This window comes from Streptomyces sp. NPDC048483 (genome assembly GCF_040651455.1).
GTDB lineage: Bacteria > Actinomycetota > Actinomycetes > Streptomycetales > Streptomycetaceae > Streptomyces.
Genome location: NZ_JBEZJZ010000099.1, coordinates 12,497 through 30,147, shown reverse-complemented (window position 1 = coordinate 30,147; position 17,651 = coordinate 12,497). Strand labels below are relative to the sequence as shown.

Annotated in this window: 15 protein-coding genes; 9 read left to right on the top strand and 6 right to left on the bottom strand. The window is 68.1% G+C overall.

The genetic code is table 11. The annotated features are described in order from the left end of the window. Window positions 1-322: 322 nt before the first annotated feature. The 6 genes from AB0D04_RS33880 (at window position 323) to AB0D04_RS33855 (ending at window position 5,766) form a co-directional block, all read left to right on the top strand. Window positions 323-649: a WXG100 family type VII secretion target gene (locus tag AB0D04_RS33880; protein ID WP_362711205.1), complete on the top strand. Its 327-nt coding sequence runs from the start codon at window positions 323-325 to the stop codon at window positions 647-649. Window positions 650-762: 113 nt separating this feature from the next. After that, window positions 763-1,056, top strand: coding sequence for a WXG100 family type VII secretion target (locus AB0D04_RS33875; protein ID WP_362711203.1), 294 nt, complete (start codon window positions 763-765; stop codon window positions 1,054-1,056). Window positions 1,057-1,483: 427 nt separating this feature from the next. After that, window positions 1,484-2,554, top strand: coding sequence for a S8 family serine peptidase (locus AB0D04_RS33870; RefSeq protein ID WP_362711201.1), 1,071 nt, complete (start codon window positions 1,484-1,486; stop codon window positions 2,552-2,554). Between the two features lie 2 nt (window positions 2,555-2,556). After that, the gene (locus AB0D04_RS33865; protein WP_362711199.1) at window positions 2,557-2,886 is read left to right on the top strand and encodes a hypothetical protein; all 330 of its coding nucleotides are present in this window, start codon (window positions 2,557-2,559) and stop codon (window positions 2,884-2,886) included. A gap of 2 nt (window positions 2,887-2,888) precedes the next feature. Continuing rightward, window positions 2,889-4,358, top strand: coding sequence for a hypothetical protein (locus AB0D04_RS33860; protein WP_362711197.1), 1,470 nt, complete (start codon window positions 2,889-2,891; stop codon window positions 4,356-4,358). 91 nt (window positions 4,359-4,449) lie between these two features. Beyond that, window positions 4,450-5,766: a S8 family serine peptidase gene (locus tag AB0D04_RS33855; protein WP_362711195.1), complete on the top strand. Its 1,317-nt coding sequence runs from the start codon at window positions 4,450-4,452 to the stop codon at window positions 5,764-5,766. A gap of 187 nt (window positions 5,767-5,953) precedes the next feature. Here AB0D04_RS33855 and AB0D04_RS33850 read toward each other — a convergent pair whose 3' ends face one another. After that, window positions 5,954-7,024, bottom strand: a complete 1,071-nt coding sequence (locus AB0D04_RS33850; protein WP_362711193.1) for a PE-PGRS family protein — start codon at window positions 7,022-7,024, stop codon at window positions 5,954-5,956. A 137-nt stretch (window positions 7,025-7,161) separates the two neighbouring features. Beyond that, window positions 7,162-7,491, bottom strand: a complete 330-nt coding sequence (locus AB0D04_RS33845) for a hypothetical protein (protein ID WP_362711192.1) — start codon at window positions 7,489-7,491, stop codon at window positions 7,162-7,164. Window positions 7,492-7,912: 421 nt separating this feature from the next. Between AB0D04_RS33845 and AB0D04_RS33840 the strand changes: the two genes are divergently transcribed. Beyond that, a complete protein-coding gene (locus tag AB0D04_RS33840; protein ID WP_362711190.1) occupies window positions 7,913-8,212 on the top strand; it encodes a hypothetical protein in 300 nt (99 codons plus the stop codon). A 132-nt stretch (window positions 8,213-8,344) separates the two neighbouring features. Here the strand turns inward: AB0D04_RS33840 and AB0D04_RS33835 are convergent, their stop codons facing one another. The 3 genes from AB0D04_RS33835 to AB0D04_RS33825 all read right to left on the bottom strand — a co-directional run bounded on the left by AB0D04_RS33835 (window position 8,345) and on the right by AB0D04_RS33825 (window position 12,325). Beyond that, the gene (locus tag AB0D04_RS33835) at window positions 8,345-9,667 is read right to left on the bottom strand and encodes an SUKH-4 family immunity protein (protein WP_362711188.1); all 1,323 of its coding nucleotides are present in this window, start codon (window positions 9,665-9,667) and stop codon (window positions 8,345-8,347) included. Then, window positions 9,664-11,718: an ATP-binding protein gene (locus AB0D04_RS33830; protein WP_362711186.1), complete on the bottom strand. Its 2,055-nt coding sequence runs from the start codon at window positions 11,716-11,718 to the stop codon at window positions 9,664-9,666. Before AB0D04_RS33830 ends, AB0D04_RS33835 begins: the two co-directional genes overlap by 4 nt. A gap of 205 nt (window positions 11,719-11,923) precedes the next feature. Beyond that, window positions 11,924-12,325, bottom strand: coding sequence for a hypothetical protein (locus tag AB0D04_RS33825; protein ID WP_362711184.1), 402 nt, complete (start codon window positions 12,323-12,325; stop codon window positions 11,924-11,926). A gap of 268 nt (window positions 12,326-12,593) precedes the next feature. Between AB0D04_RS33825 and AB0D04_RS33820 the strand changes: the two genes are divergently transcribed. Continuing rightward, window positions 12,594-12,902, top strand: a complete 309-nt coding sequence (locus tag AB0D04_RS33820; RefSeq protein ID WP_362711182.1) for a hypothetical protein — start codon at window positions 12,594-12,596, stop codon at window positions 12,900-12,902. Then, window positions 12,899-13,582 carry a WXG100 family type VII secretion target gene (locus tag AB0D04_RS33815; RefSeq protein ID WP_362711180.1) on the top strand — a complete coding sequence of 228 codons (684 nt, stop codon included), beginning with the start codon at window positions 12,899-12,901 and terminating at the stop codon, window positions 13,580-13,582. The genes AB0D04_RS33820 and AB0D04_RS33815 overlap by 4 nt, the downstream gene beginning before the upstream one ends. A gap of 96 nt (window positions 13,583-13,678) precedes the next feature. Here the strand turns inward: AB0D04_RS33815 and eccCa are convergent, their stop codons facing one another. Further along, window positions 13,679-17,635 (bottom strand): type VII secretion protein EccCa, encoded by a 3,957-nt coding sequence (gene eccCa, locus AB0D04_RS33810; RefSeq protein ID WP_362711178.1) that lies wholly within the window; start codon window positions 17,633-17,635, stop codon window positions 13,679-13,681. Window positions 17,636-17,651 lie beyond the last annotated feature (16 nt).

The window sequence follows — 17,651 nt, the reverse complement described above, 5'->3', positions numbered from 1 at the left end:
GCACTCTGGCCATCATGGCCGTGGTCAACCTCTGTGTGATGGTGCTCCGCCGCACCCGCCCCGACCTGCCGCGCCGCTTCCGGGTGCGCCTCCCGCCATATCCACCATCCGATACCGCCCTATATGCCCGATTGTTGCGAACAACGCTTCGGTGACGGGTAGTTGACAATGTTGTGATCCCGTCACAAGTGCCCGCCCCCTGTTGGGAACAGGCGTGTGGAGTGGGTAATGTGGCGGAAGGCATCAACAGGAGATGCCAACCGCGCAGCGTCGTCGCCGGTGCCGCGCGGTCGACGGACAAGTCTCATGGGGGACGTTGACTATGGCTGGTCAGCAGTACACAACCACTGAAGAGGAGATGGTCCAGTTCAGCGGACGGATCTCCACGGTCAATCAGTCGATCGAGGGTGAGATCAGGCACCTGAACCAGGTCGTCGACAACATCACGTCCGGGTGGAAGGGCGCTGCGGCCAGCTCGTACAACCAGCTTCAGTCGAAGGTGAACGACGACGCGAAGCGGATCAACCAGCTTCTGGCCGAGATCAAGGAAGCGATCGACCAGACCACGAAGAACTACTCCGCCTCCGAAGATGAGCAGGCGCAGTCGATGTCGCACGTCACCGCATCGGCGGACTCCCCGTTCGGATGATGAGGCCGCGCCGCCTCCCGCGGCGCACCGGCCTCGCCGCAGCGCCGGCCGACCTGTCGGCCCCGCTGCGGCTTGTGAATCGACCAAGCTTCAACAACTTCTGAGGAGAAGCCATGTCCGGCCAGGTTCTCGTCAATTTTGCGACGATCCAGCAGGCAAGTTCTGACGTGCGTCAGACGGCCAACCGCATCCGCCAGCAGCTCGACGACCTCGAGTCGGGCGTCAAGAAGATCGCCGCGAGCTGGGAAGGCTCGGCGCAGGAGGGCTACCAGGCCCGCCAGCGCGAGTGGGACCAGCGCGCCGCATCCCTGCACTCGACGCTCGAGTCCATCGCCAAGGCGCTCGACCAGGCCGCTCAGAACTACCAGAGCACTGAGTCGAAGAACGCCAGCATCTGGGGCGGCTGACCTATCGCAGGTTGAACGGCAAACGGCTGAGCAGCCCCCACGGCTCGCACAGTGGTCAATGAGGGCGAGCGCGCTGCACCAGTGCGCTCGCCCTTCTGCCGTCCACCTGCGTAAGGCAGCCTCTGCCCCAATTCCTCCGCACTTCCCCCCTTCTCTTCCCTTCCCTCACCCCTCGTTCCCGACCGTTCCGCCAAAGATGGAGAGCAGACAACCCGTGGGATCTCGCGCCATTGGACCCCGAGCCGGGCACCGCCGACGAGCGGCGGGTGCACTGGTCACGGCAGCCTGCGTCGCAGGCCTGTCCTGCGCCACCGCGGCGCCGGCAGTCGCGGACGAGAACGTGCCGCTCAACAGTGGCGAGTGCAAGTTCAACACCAACAACATCAGAGAGACCCCCTGGTCCCTCCAGCGCCTCCTGACCACTCAGTTGTGGCCGAGCAAGAAAGAGCAGGGCCAGGGCGTCAAGGTCGCCGTCGTCGACACGGGTGTTGACAAGGACAACAAGCAGCTCGCGAGTGCGTTCGGCTCCGGTGGCGGCCTGTCCATCGCCGGTGGTGGCAAGCCGTACCAGGACCAGGTCGGTCACGGCACCAAGGTTGCGGGCATCATCGCCGCCCGGCCTATGGAGGGCTCCGGTTTCACCGGCATCGCGCCCGGAGCGACGATCGTCCCGTTCAAGACGACCAACTCGGAAAAGGGCAGCACGGCCAACGACCTCGCCAAGGCCATTGACAAGGCGGTCGCCCAGCACGTCGACGTCATCAACATCTCCCAGGGCACCGACGCCAGCAGGGACCGTCTTGTCCCCCTTGAGGCGGCGGTGAAAAACGCCGAAGACAACGGAGTTCTGATCGTCGCCTCGGCGGGCAACGGCGGCGCCGACGGCGGCGAGAAGAACATGTGGCCCGCCGCCTATTCCGAGTACCACTCCAACGTTCTGGCTGTGGCCGCCTCTGACCGCAACAACGAGCGCGCGCCCTTCTCCCAGTCCGGAGCGTTCGTCAATATCGCTGCTCCCGGCGTCAGCATGGTCTCCACCGTCCCCGACGGCGGTAACTGCGTCGACCAGGGCACCAGCTTCGCCGCACCGTACGCCGCGGGCGCCGCGGCCCTCCTCATCGCGAAGCACAAGCACGATGAGCCTGGCGGCAAATGGAAGCCCGAGGAAGTCATCTGGCACCTGGAAAAGACCGCGGAGCGCGTCAAAAGGAACCGTGACATCTTCATCGGCTGGGGCGTTATCGACCCGGTAGCGGCCCTCAACGACAACGAGCGGCCCACCGGCGAGCCCAAGCCCGACAAAAGGGCGGACAACGCCGCCGGCCTCAACATCCAACCGGTCTCTGTGTCCTTGGGTGAAAGCGCAGAGGACCGGCGATCCCGCATTGCCGTCTACATCCTCGGCGGCGGAATCTTCGCCGTCGGAGCGGTAGCCGGCTCGGCCATCGCGCTCCGCGACTGGCGACGGAAGAACTCACTGAACACACGGGGAGGGTAAGCATGGGCAGCAGCGAAGAGTACTTCGTCGATCTCGAGGCCCTGGACACGGTGGGGCGCAAGCTCAATGGCGTACTCAGGTCCATGGAGCAGGCGAAGAGCAAGACAGGGCACAGCACCTATCTTCCGAAGGGGACCCTCGGGCAGGGCTTCAAGGAAGAGAACGAACTGAACCTTGCGCACGACCAAATGAAGGCGTACATCGAGGACAACATCCTCAAACTCCTTCAGGACCTCATCCATGACCTGAGTGAGAAGACGAAGAAGACGAAGGACGCGTATCACGACCGCGAATACGACGTCACCAACGCTCTGAACCCCGGAGGGAAGTAGTCGTGGGCGACAAAGGCGGAGCGATCACCGACAAGGGCTGCTTCTACGCAAAGCACGAGACGGAGTTCTACCGCTACGACATGGACCAGCTCAAGTCCATGGTGGCCAACGCCAACCCGAAGACGGTCGGGGATGTGGCCGAGGGCTGGAAGTGGATGCACGACACCCTGGTCGGCTCGGACGGCAGCGGTGGACTCCGGAAGGAGTTCGACGATGCGATTGATGAGGTTCTCGAACACTGGCGCGGTAAGGCTGCTGAGGGGTTCCGCAAGGCGGCCAAGGCGATCAGCGAGAACATCCGCAACTCGGGGCCTTATGCATCCAACATGCATCAGGTCATGGGTGGCGTCGAGACCTCACTGCGTGACTACCAGAAAAAGGTCGGCGACATGCAGAAGCCGACGGCGGGGGAGAGCGGCAGCGACGCCATCGGAAACGGTGCTCTGAAGGTTGTCACGTTGGGCGCGAAGGGTGGCCGGGACGACTCCAAGGCCAATCTTGATCTGGCAACCGGCAAGTCGACCGAGGACGTCCTCAACGACCACGCCGAGGAACTGTCCGAGGGCAAGGAACGCCAGCTTCAGACTGCCATCATCATGGAGTATCTGGGGTCGTCCTATAAGTCGAATGTGGCGGCTATTGGGAAGCCGCCGGGGGGCGGCCTGGGGGAGAAGGACGTTCCGCCGCGGGACGACACTCCGGCTCCGCCCCCCTTCGTTCCCATGCCGGACAGCGTGATGAACCCGCCGAAGGGGTCGTCGCACTCCAAGCTCCCCGGTGCAAACGGCGGTGGCTACACATCGCCGGGTGCGCTGGAGGGCCCGCGGCATGACGGTGTCTCCGGAGGTTTCGCCAACACGCCGCCTGCTAAGTCCGCTCACATGCCCAGCATCGGCAGCGGCGGCACCGCCGGCCTGGACAGCTTCCCGTCCGGTGGTGGCAACAGCAATCTCGGGCCGAGCACCACCGGCCCCGGCGGCGGCGGTGCCAACATCCCCACGAACGGTAGCCATGGCCCATCCGGGCCAGGGACCGGTCCGGGTATGCCTGGTGTGCCCGGCACTCAGATGGGGGGCCGCGGCGGCACTGGTCCCGGCGGAGCTCGCGCCGGCCGAACCGGAATGCCCGGCATGGGCGGTATGGCGGGCGGTCGCCCCGGCGGTGCGGGTGCCAAGGGCGCTGGCGCTGGGCGCGGTGGCGGGCTGGCGCGGCAGAAGGGCGGAGTCGTCGGAGCCGCTGGCGGCAAGGCGGGCAGTGGCTCGCAGGGCGGTTCCGGTCTGCACCGCAGTCGTGGCGGGTCGCAGACGGGCGGTGCTGGGGGCCGTCGCCCGATGGGCATGGCCGGTGCGCCCGGTGCTCATGGCGCCAAGGACAAGGACAAGGGCGAGAACGGAGAGCGTCCCGACTACCTCGTGGAAGACGAGGAGACGTGGACGCCGGAGCGTAACGTGGCGCCCAAGGTCATCGAGTAGGGTCCTGCCGGACAAGCAATCAGCGGAGACGAGACGGGGCCCGCAGTCTTCGGGCTGCGGGCCCCATCCTGCTAAGGAGAGGTGTTACGGCATGAGCTTCACACGGACGCTGCGTGCGGTGGGCGGCGCAGCAGTGGCTGGAGCACTGCTCTTCGGCACTGCGCCGGTTGCTTCGGCAGACCAAGTCAGAAATGACCAATGGGCTCTGGGCTCTTTGAAAATGAGTGAGGCCTGGAAGGTTTCGACCGGAAAGGGCATTATCGTAGCCGTCATTGACAACGGCATTAACGGGAGCCATTCGGACCTGAAGGGTAGCGTACTTCCCGGCAAGAATTTTTCCACTGGCGATCCGGCGGACCAGGAATCGAAGAACGAGCATGGGACATCCATGGCTTCGATCATTGCCGCGCATGGACATGGGGCGGGGGGTTCTGAAGGCCTCAAGGGGATTGCGCCGGACGCAAAGATTCTCGCCATCAAAAACTGGGATTCTGACGGCGAATCGCTCACAAACTCGCTGGCGAAACCTTTGCGGTATGCCGTTGATCATGGCGCAAAGGTTGTGAACATGTCATTTGGTGGATATAGCGTCCTGAGTAGCGATGAAAAGCAGGCAATTTCTTATGCCGCCAAGAAGGACGTCCTCCTGATTGCCGCTACAGGCAACAGTGGTTCGGGGAATCTCAACTATCCTTCGGCTGAACCCGGCGTTCTCGCCGTAGGCGCGGTCCGTAAAGACGGAAAGGCCTGGGAGGATTCCAATTACGGCCCCCATACCCTTCTCGGTGCTCCTGGCGCCCAGATCCGATCGGCAGGTGTGGTCGAGCCATATCAGTGGACAAAGGGCACTTCCGACGCCACGGCCTACGTCTCCGGCGCCGCCGCTCTCCTCCGCGCCAAGTTCCCGGACCTGACCGCCGGCCAGATCGCGAATCGTCTGACGAAGACCGCGAAGATGCCGTCGGGCGCCGGGACGGGCAAGACCCCGGATGCCCACTACGGCTACGGTGCCATTGACCCCTACAAGGCCCTGACCGCCAACATTCCCCCCGGCGCCAAGAACGGCCCCCTCAAGTCCCCCAACGCGGACGAGGGTGGCAGCGACATCATGAAGCCGTCCGACAACTCGGACGCCACGGAGCCGCAGAAGAGCAGTAGCAATTCGATGCTGCCCATCGTCGGTGGCATTCTGGGCGTTCTCGTGGTCGTCGGAGTCATCGTCCTGATTGTCGTGCTGCGCAAGAAGCGTCAGAACGGTCCGCCGTCTGGCGGTCCCGGTGGTCCGGGTGGTCCCGGCGTCCCCGGTGGCTACTTCCCGTCGCAGCAGCAGGGTTCGCCTTACCAGCAGTACCCCACAGCGCCGGGTCAGCAGCCGCCGCCCCCGCCCAACCAGGCGCCGAGGCAGTAAGAGATTACTGTCCGTTGAGGCGCTGGCAGACGGTTGGTTGAAAGCAGTCGTTCGCCGGTTTGTATGGGCCCGCAGTCCTTGGACTGCGGGCCCTGCTGCATTTATGGGGTTTCATTCGGTGAGGGGTTCCCCGTGCTGGGGCAGAAGACGCGATGCGCGGGCCCAAAGCCGTGTGACGTCCCGGCGGTTACCCAAAGACCGACCGCACATCGTCCGCAACCTCTTGATGCCGGCCGGCCGCGCCGCCCGTGTGGCGGTTCGCCTGGCGTTGGGCGTGGGCTTCGAGGTCGCTCCGGGCGCGGTCCGTGTACGTGGTGGGGTCGGCCAGGCTGGTGACGCCGTCCTTGTACTCGTTGAGGCGGTCCTCGGCGTCCTTCTTGACGTCCTCGACGTATTCGCCGGCCTTTTCCTTGGCGATGTCGGCGGTTTCGCCCCAGTCGATTCCGTCGCGCGCGCCGAAGTGACTCTCGATGCCCTGCTCGACGACGTTGTTGGCCATCTCCTTGCCCGCTTCGGCCGCCTTTTCCTTGGCCCCGCCGACCACGGTGTCCATGGCGAATTCCCTGGCCGAATCCTTGGCGGCGGTGACCGCCTTGTCCTTGACCTCGTTCTTGACCGTCGTCTTGACGTAATCCATCGCCATTTTGCGGGCTTCCTTGGAGACCGCCTTCTTGGCCATGTTCTTGATGGCATCCATGGTGGCGTGTTCCATCGCCTTGGTTGCCGCCTCCATCACCTCGCGCTTGAGCTGGTCGAGGAGTCTGCGGACGATCAGCCGGGTCGCCTGAGTGGCGCCTGCCGCGCCGAGTTCGGAGAGGCCGAGCGTGAAAGGCGCGGAGGCCTGCGCGGCGATGATTTCGGCGGCGAGAATGACGAGTTGGACGATGACGGCGACTTTGCCTGCGATAACGGCAAGTGCCGCCGCATCGAAGGCCAGGGCGATCACTTCGGCCGCCGCGGCGGCGTCGCGGAGGTAGTTGTCGCCGCTGCCGGCGCCGCCGGAGAAAGCGCCCCACTCCTCGGAAAAGCCGTCGATCGCGTCGCCCGAGTTGGCGGCGACGACTTCATTCGCAGCGGTCGAGCCTTGGGAGAGCGACTGGTTCACCTGAGAGGCGAAGGTGCGCCAGATCGAGGCCGCTTCAAAGAGCTTGTCCTCGTCGGCACCCGGCCAGTTGAAGCCCAGGAGATCCAGAACCCAGCTGACCTCACCCGGCAGCGTCAGTGACACAGTGATCGTCCCCCGTGCAGTGGTATCCATTACCGAGCGGAATGGAGAAGGAGAGGTGGAGAAGGAGAAATGGAGAGAGAGGGGGTGGAGAAGAGAGGTAGTGAAGAGAGGGCTGAGCGAGGTGGTGCTGTGAGTGCGCTTGCCTCGGCTGGGGGCGGAGGCGTGTATCAGACCTGTGGGCGGCCTACGGCGCTTATGGTGTGCATGCCCTGCTGGTCGGAGTCGGCGTATGTCCGCGCCATGGTCTGGAGTTTTTCGCCGATGTCCTCGAGGCGTTTGCCGAGGGATTCCATCGAGGTGAACATGCCCTGGGAGATGGGGGTGTAGACCGTCTCGAAGACGACGCCGAAGTCGCATTCGGCCCAGGGGTCTTTGAGGGCGTCGAGGTCGTCCTGCAGCCTTTTCGCTGCCTTGGAGAAGTCGCTGCCGATGGTGGCGAACGCATCGCCTTGAGCCCTCAGTACGTCGGGATCGACGTCAAAGGCCTTGCCTGCCATAGCTGCCCCCGTTTATTGCAGTGTCCTGCGTCACATGCGACACGTCTTATAGTCCCATATTGGGCAATCTGGACGCGGGCATGCCAAGGGGGAGTGGGGGCGGGGGCGGCGTTCATTTCGCCGTCGTGGTTCAGGTCGATGCCGGTTCGACTTCGCCTGGATTGTGGGAAATTGGGCTGACGGGTGCGGCGCTTCGTGAGCCTCCGGGAAGGCCTGGACGGCCGCTGGTGCCCGCCTGATCAAGGGGCTCGACGTCAACGGCGTGCGTTGTGGAGGCGACCGTAAGGGTGAGCGCAGTAGGTTGACGGCGTCGGGGCGTACGGCCCGTCCGGTCGTCAAACCTCACCCGAAGCGCCATGACTTGGGCAAGACCCGGCATCCCTGCCCACAGACGATCAACGGTCCCGTAGCATTCCGGCTCATGGACGCACCCGCCGATGAGCAGTCATTTTCCGAGGATCACGCAGGGCTGACACCTCGTCAGGCGCGGCGAATACGCATCGTCCTGGCCTCGGTCCTGATGGGCGCGATGGCGCTGGTGCTGGTGATCCGGCTGGCGTCCCGTACATCGGTGCTGGTGGTCGGGGTGTACGGAGCGGCGCTGGTGCTCTGCGGCATTGTGATCGAGCTCAGCCGGAACGGGCGTACCCGGCTGGGTACCTGGATGCTGGGGATCGGCCTGGCGGCGGCGCTGGCCGCGGACTGGTTGCTGCTGCCCTGACGCGACGCGGGTGCCGGCCATGAGGCCCGACCCCACCCCACGCGGTCTTGATCCCACCCCGCGCAATGCCGCGCCGCGCAACGGGCAGACAGGCGCGGGGGCCCACGCCGCAGCCGAGCCCCCTCACCTTCCTCAGAACAATCCGTGCCACATCTGCTCAATGATGAGCGACCACCAGTTGCCCTCATCGTCCAGCGCCCATGAGTCGATCGCCGCGATCTGCTCCTGGAAGCCGGCCACCGCCGTGCCCGCCGCGTACGGGTCCAGGCCCTGCATCTGCTGCCGGGTGGTCGCCAGGAGGGCGAGCGAGCGCAGATACGCGGCGAGGGTGCGGTTGACGAAGCGGCCGCCGCCGGAGGTCGGCTGGACCGCCCAGACGGTGCCGATCAGGCTCTGGTTGTCCTCGGGGGCCACGCACTGCACGGCCATCGTGTAGAGGCCGTCGCTGCCGAAGCGGACATAGCCGGCCAGGGTCTCGAGGGTCTCCTCGCGGGCCTCCGTCCCCGTCTGCCGCAGAGAGGTGGCCACGTCGGTGAACAGGCCGCCGGCGGGCGCGGCGTCGATCCGGTCGGCGGTGAAGAAGTACGGGACCTCGGCCGGCAGGCCTGCCCAGGTCAGGGTCTTCTTCGTGGCGTCGGGGAACGGGGCGGCGGCGGTGTCGTCGGCGTCGGGGCGGTACACACCCTGGGGGCCGAACACCTCCGTGAGGTGCTTGCCGAGCGCCACATCGCGCAGGGCCGGCGCGGCCTCGACGCGCTCCGGCACCGGCAGCCGGTGCGGCCGCGGCGGCGCCTGCTGCCCCGCGATCTGGTGCATCATCTCGACGTGCCGCAGCAGCCCGGCGATCCCCTCGGCGCGCTCCTCGGGCCGCATGCCGTAGCCCTCGGTGCAGGAGAACTGGGCGTTGGGGAAGGCCCGGAAGATGAAGTCGCCGGGGTAGCCGCCGGGCAGCAGCGCGGGGCGCAGGTCGCTGTGCACCGCGCGGACGTCCTCGCCGCGGACGCCGAGCCGCTGGAGCTCGGCGGAGACCTGGTACTCGACGGGCGGCAGGCCGGGGCCCGAGACCCGTACGAGGCTGGTCTCCTCGCCGGTGGCGGGGTCGTTGTAGGTGGCGACGGCGGTGTTGCCGGGGCCGGTGACCGGCGGCTGGGCAGCGGCGGCCGCAGCGCCCGCGCCGTGCTTCTGCTGGTACATCCGCACGACCTCGTCGACCGGTACGGACGGCCAGACCGTCAGCTCGCCGGACGCGCGGTCCACGACGCCGCACGCGGTGCCGATCTCGGCGGGCGGGCGCCGCTGCCCGGTCTGCGGGTCGACCTCCGGAGGCGGCGGTACGGCCCACACCACCCAGCCGAGGTCGAACTCCTGCATGGCCACCTCGCGCGGCGGGCCCTGGTGGCCCTCGGGGTTGAGCCAGCGGGCGGCGGTGGCGTGTGCCTGCGCCTGGGTGATCACGAGTGGTCTCCTTCGAGGCCGGTGGAAGCGTCGGAGTCGGGGGAGCCGGCACGCTGGGCCGGCACGTCGGCCGCCGCAGAAGCGGCGGCGGGGTCGGGCGCGAGGATCTGCCGGGCGGTCACACCGCGCTCCGTGGCGACGACGAGGACGCCGTCCGGCGAGAGATCGGCGCCGGTGAACGGGGTGTCGGAGATCAGCGCCGTCACCACCTCCTGGCTCTGCCGCGCCCACACCCGCAGATAGTCGGCACCCCGGCTGAAGCCGAGCGGCGCGGCCTCCAGCGCCTCCGGCGAGGGCCGCAGCACCTGCGCCGGGTCGGCGTCGACGTACTCGGGCCGCAGCAGGTCGTGCAGGAGCACGGCCGGGCCGCCCTCTTCGCCCCCTGCCGGACGGGAGCCGGGCGTGCCCTCCGGTACGAGGAAGGCCGCCACCTGACGCGGCCCGGACGACTCCTCGGCGCCCTCCGCCGGCAGGGACCCCGTCGTCACCGCGCCCACCCCGGCGAGCGGCACGCTCCACAGGGTGCGCCACGGCAGCGCGAACCCGAGCGAGTGCAGCGCCTCCGCGTACGGGGCCAGCCCGTCCTCGACGAACGCGGACTCCAGCATCGCCGCCCGCATGTCCACCGGCGCCTGGGAGCGGGTGATCAGCGGAGCGGTCCGCAGATACGTATGGCCCGGCGCGTCCAGCTTCTCGAGCGGTACGGCCTCCACGGCGGACCGCAGCGTCACCGGGTCGGCATGCGCGAACAGGCCCGGATCGGTGAGGAGCCGGGGGAGCAGACCGGCCTCGAGGGTGTGCGCCGCGAGGTGGTCGCGGATGTACGGATCGGCCTTCGCCCAGTTCTGCTCGGGCACCGCCTCCAGCAGCGCCATGGCGATCTCGGTCTGGGCCTCGCGGACGTCGGGGAGGCCGGCGCGGATCTCCTCGGCGATCCCTGGGTGCATCAGGCGCAGCAGCGTACGGCCGCCGGCGGAGGCGTCCTCGGAATCCCCGTCCGCGTCCGCCGCCACCTCGACCGGTTCGATGAACGGCGCGGCCAGCAGCATGCCGTCCGCGATGTCCTGGCTCATGTCCCGCCCGGCCACCGCACTGGACAGCATGCTCAGCAGCTCGACCGGAAGCCCCTTGCCCTCGGCGAACGCCAGCGGCGCCAGGATCAGCCGCAGCGTCTCCGGCTCGGCCCCCAGGCGGCGGGCGTGCAGATCCAGCGCCTCGCCGACGTCGGCCGGCAGCTGGGACTCGTCGGCCGGGTCGAAGCCTTCGGGCTGCATGAGCAGCGACTGCACGGCCAGCTGTACGGTCAGCGGGCTGGTGCCCGCGCGCCGGGCCATCGCCTCGGCGAGCGCGCGGCGGGCGGCCGGATCGGTGGTGTACGGGAGCTCGGGCGCCCCGAAGTCGGGGTCGAGCGCGGTCGTGGCGTGCAGCAGCAGGCCCTCGGGGTCGGCCCACTCGGGCTCGTCGAGGTCGATGATCTGCGCCTGCCCGGGCTGCAGCGACCCGGCCAGCTCGGCGGCCAGCTCGCGCGGCACATCGGCGAGCAGCTGAACCGTTTCGGTGGCGGCGAGCGGCTTGAGGACGTCCTGTACGAGGCGGGCCGGCTCGTTCGCGCCCCGTACTGGACCGGCCCTGTCGACATCGGGCACCACGATCGTCACCGGCTCCTCGAGCGCGGCCAGTTCGGTGAAGATGTCGACGGCGCGGGTGGCCCGCAGCCCGAAGTGGTCGGCGATCAGCCACTGGAACTGAGCAGCCGTGAGGAGGGCGGGGCTCGGCACGGTCGGCGGCGGAAGGTCCGGGGGGACGGTCGCCGGATCCAGGTCGTCCAGCGGCAGCTGCTTGCGGAACTCGGGATCGCACAGCATCAGAAAGCCGCGGAGCAGCCGCGAACACCCGCTGCCCTGGCTTCCGGTGAGCACGATGACGCGGGGCGCACCGGGCCACCGCATCCGCCAGGCCGCGAGCGCGCGGAGCGCGGCGGTACGGCCGCCGATGAACGGATGCGGCTCGTATGCGGCCCGTATGGCGTTGCCTTCGTCTGAGGCGCTCATGACTTCCTCGTCCCCCATCAATCCCGCCCTCCACTGCCGTGGATTCCTGCGTTCATCCGGCGCGTCGCACTGCCGCGTCGTTCCGTGCTTTTCTTTGCTCGATCTTATGATCCGGGGCGGCCGCGCGGGCCCGCCGGGGCCCGGCTGTTCCGGAACCGGAACATGCAGGCCGGGGATGGTGGGGGGTGGGAGAAAGAGAGCGGGGTCAGCCCCGGTGGCCGTGGCCGCCGCGCCGCGGCGCGGTGACGATGTTGCCGGAGGGGCCGTCGCGCTCGGCGCGCTCCTGGGCCTCCTTCTCCTCCTGCTCGTGCTGCCACTTGGTGAACTGCTCGCGCGAGGCCTCGCGCTCCGCCACCGTCTGGTTCTCCGCCGCCCGCTGGATCTCGCCCATCCGGTCGCCCAGCGCCTCCATGTAGCGAGGCGTCTCGATGGCGTCCTTCATGCCCATCCGACCGGAGAGCACCTCCCGGGCCATCTCCTGGAGCCCGCCGCCCACATTGGGGTTGTCCGCCAGCGTCTTGAGGGCCTTGCGCAGCCGGTGCGCCTGCTCCGGGTCCGCGGCGACGTCCATCAGGTCCTCGTCCTCGATCTGCCGCTCATTGCTCATCTGGATCCCCCTTGGAGTATGTGGCGTGGTGGCACAGCCACCCCGTGTGCGGCACCGGAAACCCCGTGTGCCGCACCGGCGCCTCGAGTGTAATGACCGGTGTGAACAGGGCGTCAAGGCGGGGTTGTCGGTATTGCCGGGTATTGCTCCGTATGTATTCCGCAGTGCGCCGGGCGGCCGCTCCCCAGTGGGCTCCGGCGCTATTGCCGGTGTGCTAGACCTGAGAAGAAGTACAGCGGCCAGCTGCTATTCAATTCGGGGAGAAATGATGTCCGACGAAGTCCGGCTCAGTTCGGAGGAGTTGCACAAGCTCGGTGCGACCTTCGAGACACGCGCGGAAGAACTGAGCCGGCAGCTCGCGGCATTCAGACGGAGGGCGGACGCCGAGGCGCTGCACGACGGTTTCCGCAGCCGCGAGGAGGCCCGCATGCACCTCGAGCGGTACGAGCAGGCGGAGGAGGCCCTCCTCCTGCTGCAGGAGCGGCTCGCCGAGGTCGGCGGCGGCATCAAGGAGACCGCCGCGAACGCGCAGGCGGCCGAGGAAGAGCTGGTCGAGATGATGCGGAGCGTCAAGTGAGCGAGCGGCGCAATCCCGAGGCACTGCACGAAGCGGCGGCCGGCTGGCGGGACATGGGCAAACATCTCGACGGCCTCGTGGAGGAGCTGGACCGGCACGTCGGCAACGCCGCCGCGGCCCACTGGCAGGGCCCGGCGGGCGAGGCGTTCGCCGGGGAGTGGCACCGGCTCAAGCGCTCCGTCGACGACTCGCTGCCGGCCTTCGAACTGGCCGCCGCGGACCTGGAGCTGGCAGCCGCACAGCCCGCAGAGAAGGACAGTACGGACGGCGGCGGGGACCACGGCTCGAACGGCTCCGCGAGCTCCTCCGGCGGCCAGCAGTCCGGCACCAACTTCGCCTATGGCTTCATGGCGCTCGGCCAGCTCGCCAACGGTCTCGGCGGCGCGTTCCGCAAGCGCGGCGGCGGCGGGGGCGGCGGCCAGCGGGGGCCGGCGGCAACGCACCGGTGGGAGGGCTCCACCGCGGTGCACGGGCCCGACCCCTTCGGGGCGCAGAACGGCGGGGGGAAGGCGCGCGGCGGCGAGAACATCGCCAAGGGCGCGCGGACGGACCCGGCCGCGGCGGCCGAACAGGCGGCCAAGGACAGCAAGGATGCGAAGGCCACGGAATCGAAGGCCACGGACGCGAAGCCGGCAAAGGCCTCCACGTCCGAGCCGCCGGCCTCCGGCACCTTCGGCTGACCCGGACCGGCAGGCCGTAGCTCGGCCCACTGCAGAAACGGCGGTGGGGCGCCCCTCCTGAGAGGGACGCCCCACCGTCGTTGTCCGTGTGGCCGGTCAGCCGCTCTGCGGCGGCAGCCAGCCCGTCTGGACCAGCTGCGCACCACGCTTACGCGTAATGAACGTCGCCCGTCCAGGCGTCAGGTTCTGCCCCTTTATGTTGCCCATCAGCGGACCCTCACCCGGGTCGGCGGAAAGGATCAGACCCTGCGCACCGAGTTCCTTGGTGCGCTGCATCACGGGCTCGAACGAGGACCGTCCGGCACCCGAGGAACTGCGCGAGATGATCAGGCGCAGACCCAGGTCACGGGCGAACGGCAGGTACTCCAGCAGCGGCTGCAGCGGGTTGCCGCTGCTGGTGGCCACCAGGTCGTAGTCGTCCACGATCACGAACGCGTCCGGCAGGTCGTACCAGCTGCGGTTGCGCAGCTGCTCCGGCGTGACGTCCGGTCCCGGCATCCGTCGGCCCAGCGAACCGGCCAGACCGCTGATGACCTCCTGCAGCTGCGGACCCGCGGCGCAGTACTTGTAGAGATGGCTCTCCGGAATCTCCCCGAGGTGCGCACGCCGGAAGTCGGAGACGACCAGGAGCGCCTTGTCGGAGGGGTACCGCTCCGCGATCTGCTTGGCGATCAGACGCAGCAGCGACGACTTGCCCGACTCGCTCTCGCCGTAGATGACCAGCAGCGGGTCGGTCTCGAAGTCGATGAACGCCGGCGACAGCGTCATCTCGTCGACACCGATCGCGATGCCGTGCTCCGGGTAGTCGCTGCCCTTGGGCAGCTCGTTGACGTGCAGCATCGTCGGCAGCATCCGCACCGCCGGGGCGGGCTCGCCCTGCCAGTTCTCGCTGACCGTCTGGACCAGGTTCGCGACGCCGTCGCTGATCGTCTCCGGGTCGGACATACCGTCCAGCCGCGGCAGCGCCGCCAGGAAGTCCAGCTTGTCGGGCGACAGACCGCGACCGGGCTTGCCCATCGGGACGTTCTCCGCGCGCTTGCGGTCGAACTCCGACTCCATGGCGTCACCCAGGCGCAGCTCCACACGGTTGAGGAGCTGGTCGCGCAGCGCGGGCCGCACCTCGGTGTAGCGCGAACCGGCGATGATCAGGTGGACACCGAAACCGAGACCCCGGCCGGCGATGTCCAGGATCACCGGGTCGAGCTGCTCGTAGTCGGTCTTGAACGTCGCCCAGCCGTCGATGATGAGGAAGACATCGCCCCACTTCTCGTCGGGGAAGGCGCCCGCGGCACGCCGCTGGCGGTAGGTCCCGATGGAGTCGATGCTGTTGGAGCGGAAGAACTCCTCGCGCTCGTTGAGGATGCCGACGACCTCGGAGACCGTACGGCGCACCTTCTCGGCGTCCAGACGCGAGGCGACACCGCCGACGTGCGGCAGCCCCTCCATCGTCAGCATGCCGCCGCCACCGAAGTCGAGGCAGTAGAACTGCACCTCGGCCGGGGTGTGGGTGAGCGCGAACGCGGCGATCGCGGACCGGATCAGCGTGGACTTACCGGACTGCGGACCACCCACGACCAGGCCGTGACCGGCACCGGCGGAGAAGTCCAGGTACATCACGTCACGCCGCTGCTCGAACGGCTTGTCCACCAGCGCGACCGGCACCACGAGCTTGCCGAGCGCGGTGTACTCCGGCGCGTGGACACCCCGCTCGGGAGTGACCGCGAGCGTCGGCAGCAGCTGGTTGACCGTGGGCGGCTCCTCCAGCGGCGGCAGCCACACCTGGTGCGCCGGCGGGCCCTGGCCCTGCATGCGCTGGACGATGACGTCCAGCACGGTGTCGGCGAGCGCGTCGTCCTGCCGCTCGACCTCCGGCTCGACCTCGACGGGCTCCTCGATGATCTGCTCGACCACGGGGGCCGCCGTGAACGGCACCGGAAGCCGGCTCGTACGGCTGCCACCGCCGCCACCGCCTGCACCGGGGCCGTGGTAGGCACCCGAGACGTACGCGGCCTTGAACTGGACCATCGTCTCGGTGTCGTACTTCAGGATGCCGGAACCGGGAACGTTCGGCAGGTGGTAGGCGTCCGGCACACCGATCGCGGTCCGCGACTCGGCCGCGGAGAAGGTGCGCAGACCCAGCCGGTAGGACAGGAAGGTGTCCAGACCGCGCAGCTTGCCCTCTTCCAGGCGCTGCGAGGCGAGCAGCATGTGCACACCCATCGATCGGCCGATCCGGCCGATCTGGATGAACATGTCGATGAAGTCGGGCTTGGCGGTCAGCAGCTCGGAGAACTCGTCGAGCACCATCACCAGCGACGGCAGCGGATCCAGCGGCGCACCTGCGGCACGCGCCTTCTCGTAGTCGGTGATGTTGGCGTAGTTGCCCGCCGAACGCAGCAGCTCCTGACGGCGCTGGAGCTCACCGGTGATGGAGTCCCGCATACGGTCGATCAGCGTGACGTCCTCACCGAGGTTGGTGATGACCGCCGCGACGTGCGGCATCTCCGACATACCGGTGAAGGTGGCGCCACCCTTGAAGTCCGCGAGGATGAAGTTCAGCGTCTCCGAGGAGTGCGTGACGGCGAGGGCGAGCACCAGGGTGCGCAGCACCTCGGACTTACCGGAACCGGTCGCACCGACACACAGACCGTGCGGGCCCATGCCCTCCTGCGAGGCCTCCTTGATGTCGAGCATGACGGGCTGGCCGTCCTTGTCGACACCGATCGGCACCCGCAGCCGCTCGTGCAGCGTCCGCGGCCGCCAGGTGCGCTGCACATCGACGGAACCGGCGTCACCGATGTTCATCAGGTCGGTGAAGTCCAGGTTCGACAGCAGCGGTTCCTCGCCGTCCGCACCGGAGCCCGCCCGCAGCGGGGCCAGCTGGCGCGCCAGCGCCTCCGCCTCAGGGATCGACAGGGTGTCGCAGGAGCCGTTGTAGACCGCACCGCTCGCCGACTCCAGCACCATCTTGCCCGGCCACACCTGTACGGCCAGACCACCGCGGATCTCGTCCAGGTCGCCCGGCACGATCTCCAGGATCGTGACGCCCTGCAGGCCCTCGGCCCCGGCGATCACCGAGTCCATCGGGACATCGCCGGCGTCCAGCACGATCACCACATGCGGGGAGTCGACCACCGCAGGGCCCTGCGGGCTGAACCGCCCGCGGCCCTCCAGGTCGTCCGTCAGCAGCTCCTCGATCTCCCCGAGGTCACCGACGACCAGCCGGCGACTGCCCGCGCCGTCCGTGCTCTTGTGCTGGACCTGCGGCAGCCACTTCGTCCACTCCCACTCCGCCTGCGCACCCGGCGCGGCGACCACCGCAATCACCAGGTCCTCCGGCGAGTGCAGGGTGCACAGCTGGGCGACGATGGCGCGCGAGGAGCCGTAGACCGTGTCCGGGTCACCCGAGACGGTCAGGTGGTAGAAGGCACGCAGCGAGACCGCCAGCGGCAGGTCCTCCAACTGGCCGTGCTTGTCCAGGAACTCCTTCATCGCATGCGCGGTGAGCGGCTCCAGCTCATCGACCGGGGCGGTCTCCGGAGCCTTCAGGGGAGTGGCCAGCTGCTGCGGCCCCAGCCCCAGACGTACTTGCGCGAAGTCCGGATCGTTCGCCCGGCGTTCCCACACCCGCTTGCCCTCGGCCACGATCGACCACAGCTGGCCCGGGTCGGGGTGGATGTAGAGCTGGGCGTCCCGCTGCTTGCGGGCGGTACGGCGTACCTCTTTGCGCTTTTGCGCAAGGTACTTGAGGTAGTCCTGGCGCTCCTGGAGCATCTGTCCGGAAGGACCCTGGCGCGATTTGACGATCTGCACGATCGCCATCGCCAGGGTGGAGGCCACCATGAATCCGCCCATGATCTTCATGAACGGCTGGTTGCCCATGAACAGGAAGCCCGCCGACGACGCCATGCCCATCATGGGCATCAGCGACATCAGCATGTTCTCCGACTCGCCCTCGCGGGGAAGCTCGGGAGGGGCCTCCAGTGTCACCTCCTCCGCGGGTACTTCAGGTGGCAGCGCGCGGGGCGGGCGCTTGACGATGACAACGCTCACCGAGGCATCAGTCCTT

What these genes read in the sequence shown, in the direction of transcription:
- AB0D04_RS33880 (WP_362711205.1), top strand. Translation starts at nt 323, where the DNA reads ATGGCTGGTCAGCAGTACACAACCACTGAAGAGGAGATGGTCCAGTTC.
- AB0D04_RS33875 (WP_362711203.1), top strand. Translation starts at nt 763, where the DNA reads ATGTCCGGCCAGGTTCTCGTCAATTTTGCGACGATCCAGCAGGCAAGT.
- AB0D04_RS33865 (WP_362711199.1), top strand. Translation starts at nt 2,557, where the DNA reads ATGGGCAGCAGCGAAGAGTACTTCGTCGATCTCGAGGCCCTGGACACG.
- AB0D04_RS33855 (WP_362711195.1), top strand. Translation starts at nt 4,450, where the DNA reads ATGAGCTTCACACGGACGCTGCGTGCGGTGGGCGGCGCAGCAGTGGCT.
- AB0D04_RS33850 (WP_362711193.1), bottom strand. Translation starts at nt 7,024, where the DNA reads ATGGATACCACTGCACGGGGGACGATCACTGTGTCACTGACGCTGCCG.
- AB0D04_RS33845 (WP_362711192.1), bottom strand. Translation starts at nt 7,491, where the DNA reads ATGGCAGGCAAGGCCTTTGACGTCGATCCCGACGTACTGAGGGCTCAA.
- AB0D04_RS33840 (WP_362711190.1), top strand. Translation starts at nt 7,913, where the DNA reads ATGGACGCACCCGCCGATGAGCAGTCATTTTCCGAGGATCACGCAGGG.
- AB0D04_RS33830 (WP_362711186.1), bottom strand. Translation starts at nt 11,718, where the DNA reads ATGAGCGCCTCAGACGAAGGCAACGCCATACGGGCCGCATACGAGCCG.
- AB0D04_RS33825 (WP_362711184.1), bottom strand. Translation starts at nt 12,325, where the DNA reads ATGAGCAATGAGCGGCAGATCGAGGACGAGGACCTGATGGACGTCGCC.
- AB0D04_RS33820 (WP_362711182.1), top strand. Translation starts at nt 12,594, where the DNA reads ATGTCCGACGAAGTCCGGCTCAGTTCGGAGGAGTTGCACAAGCTCGGT.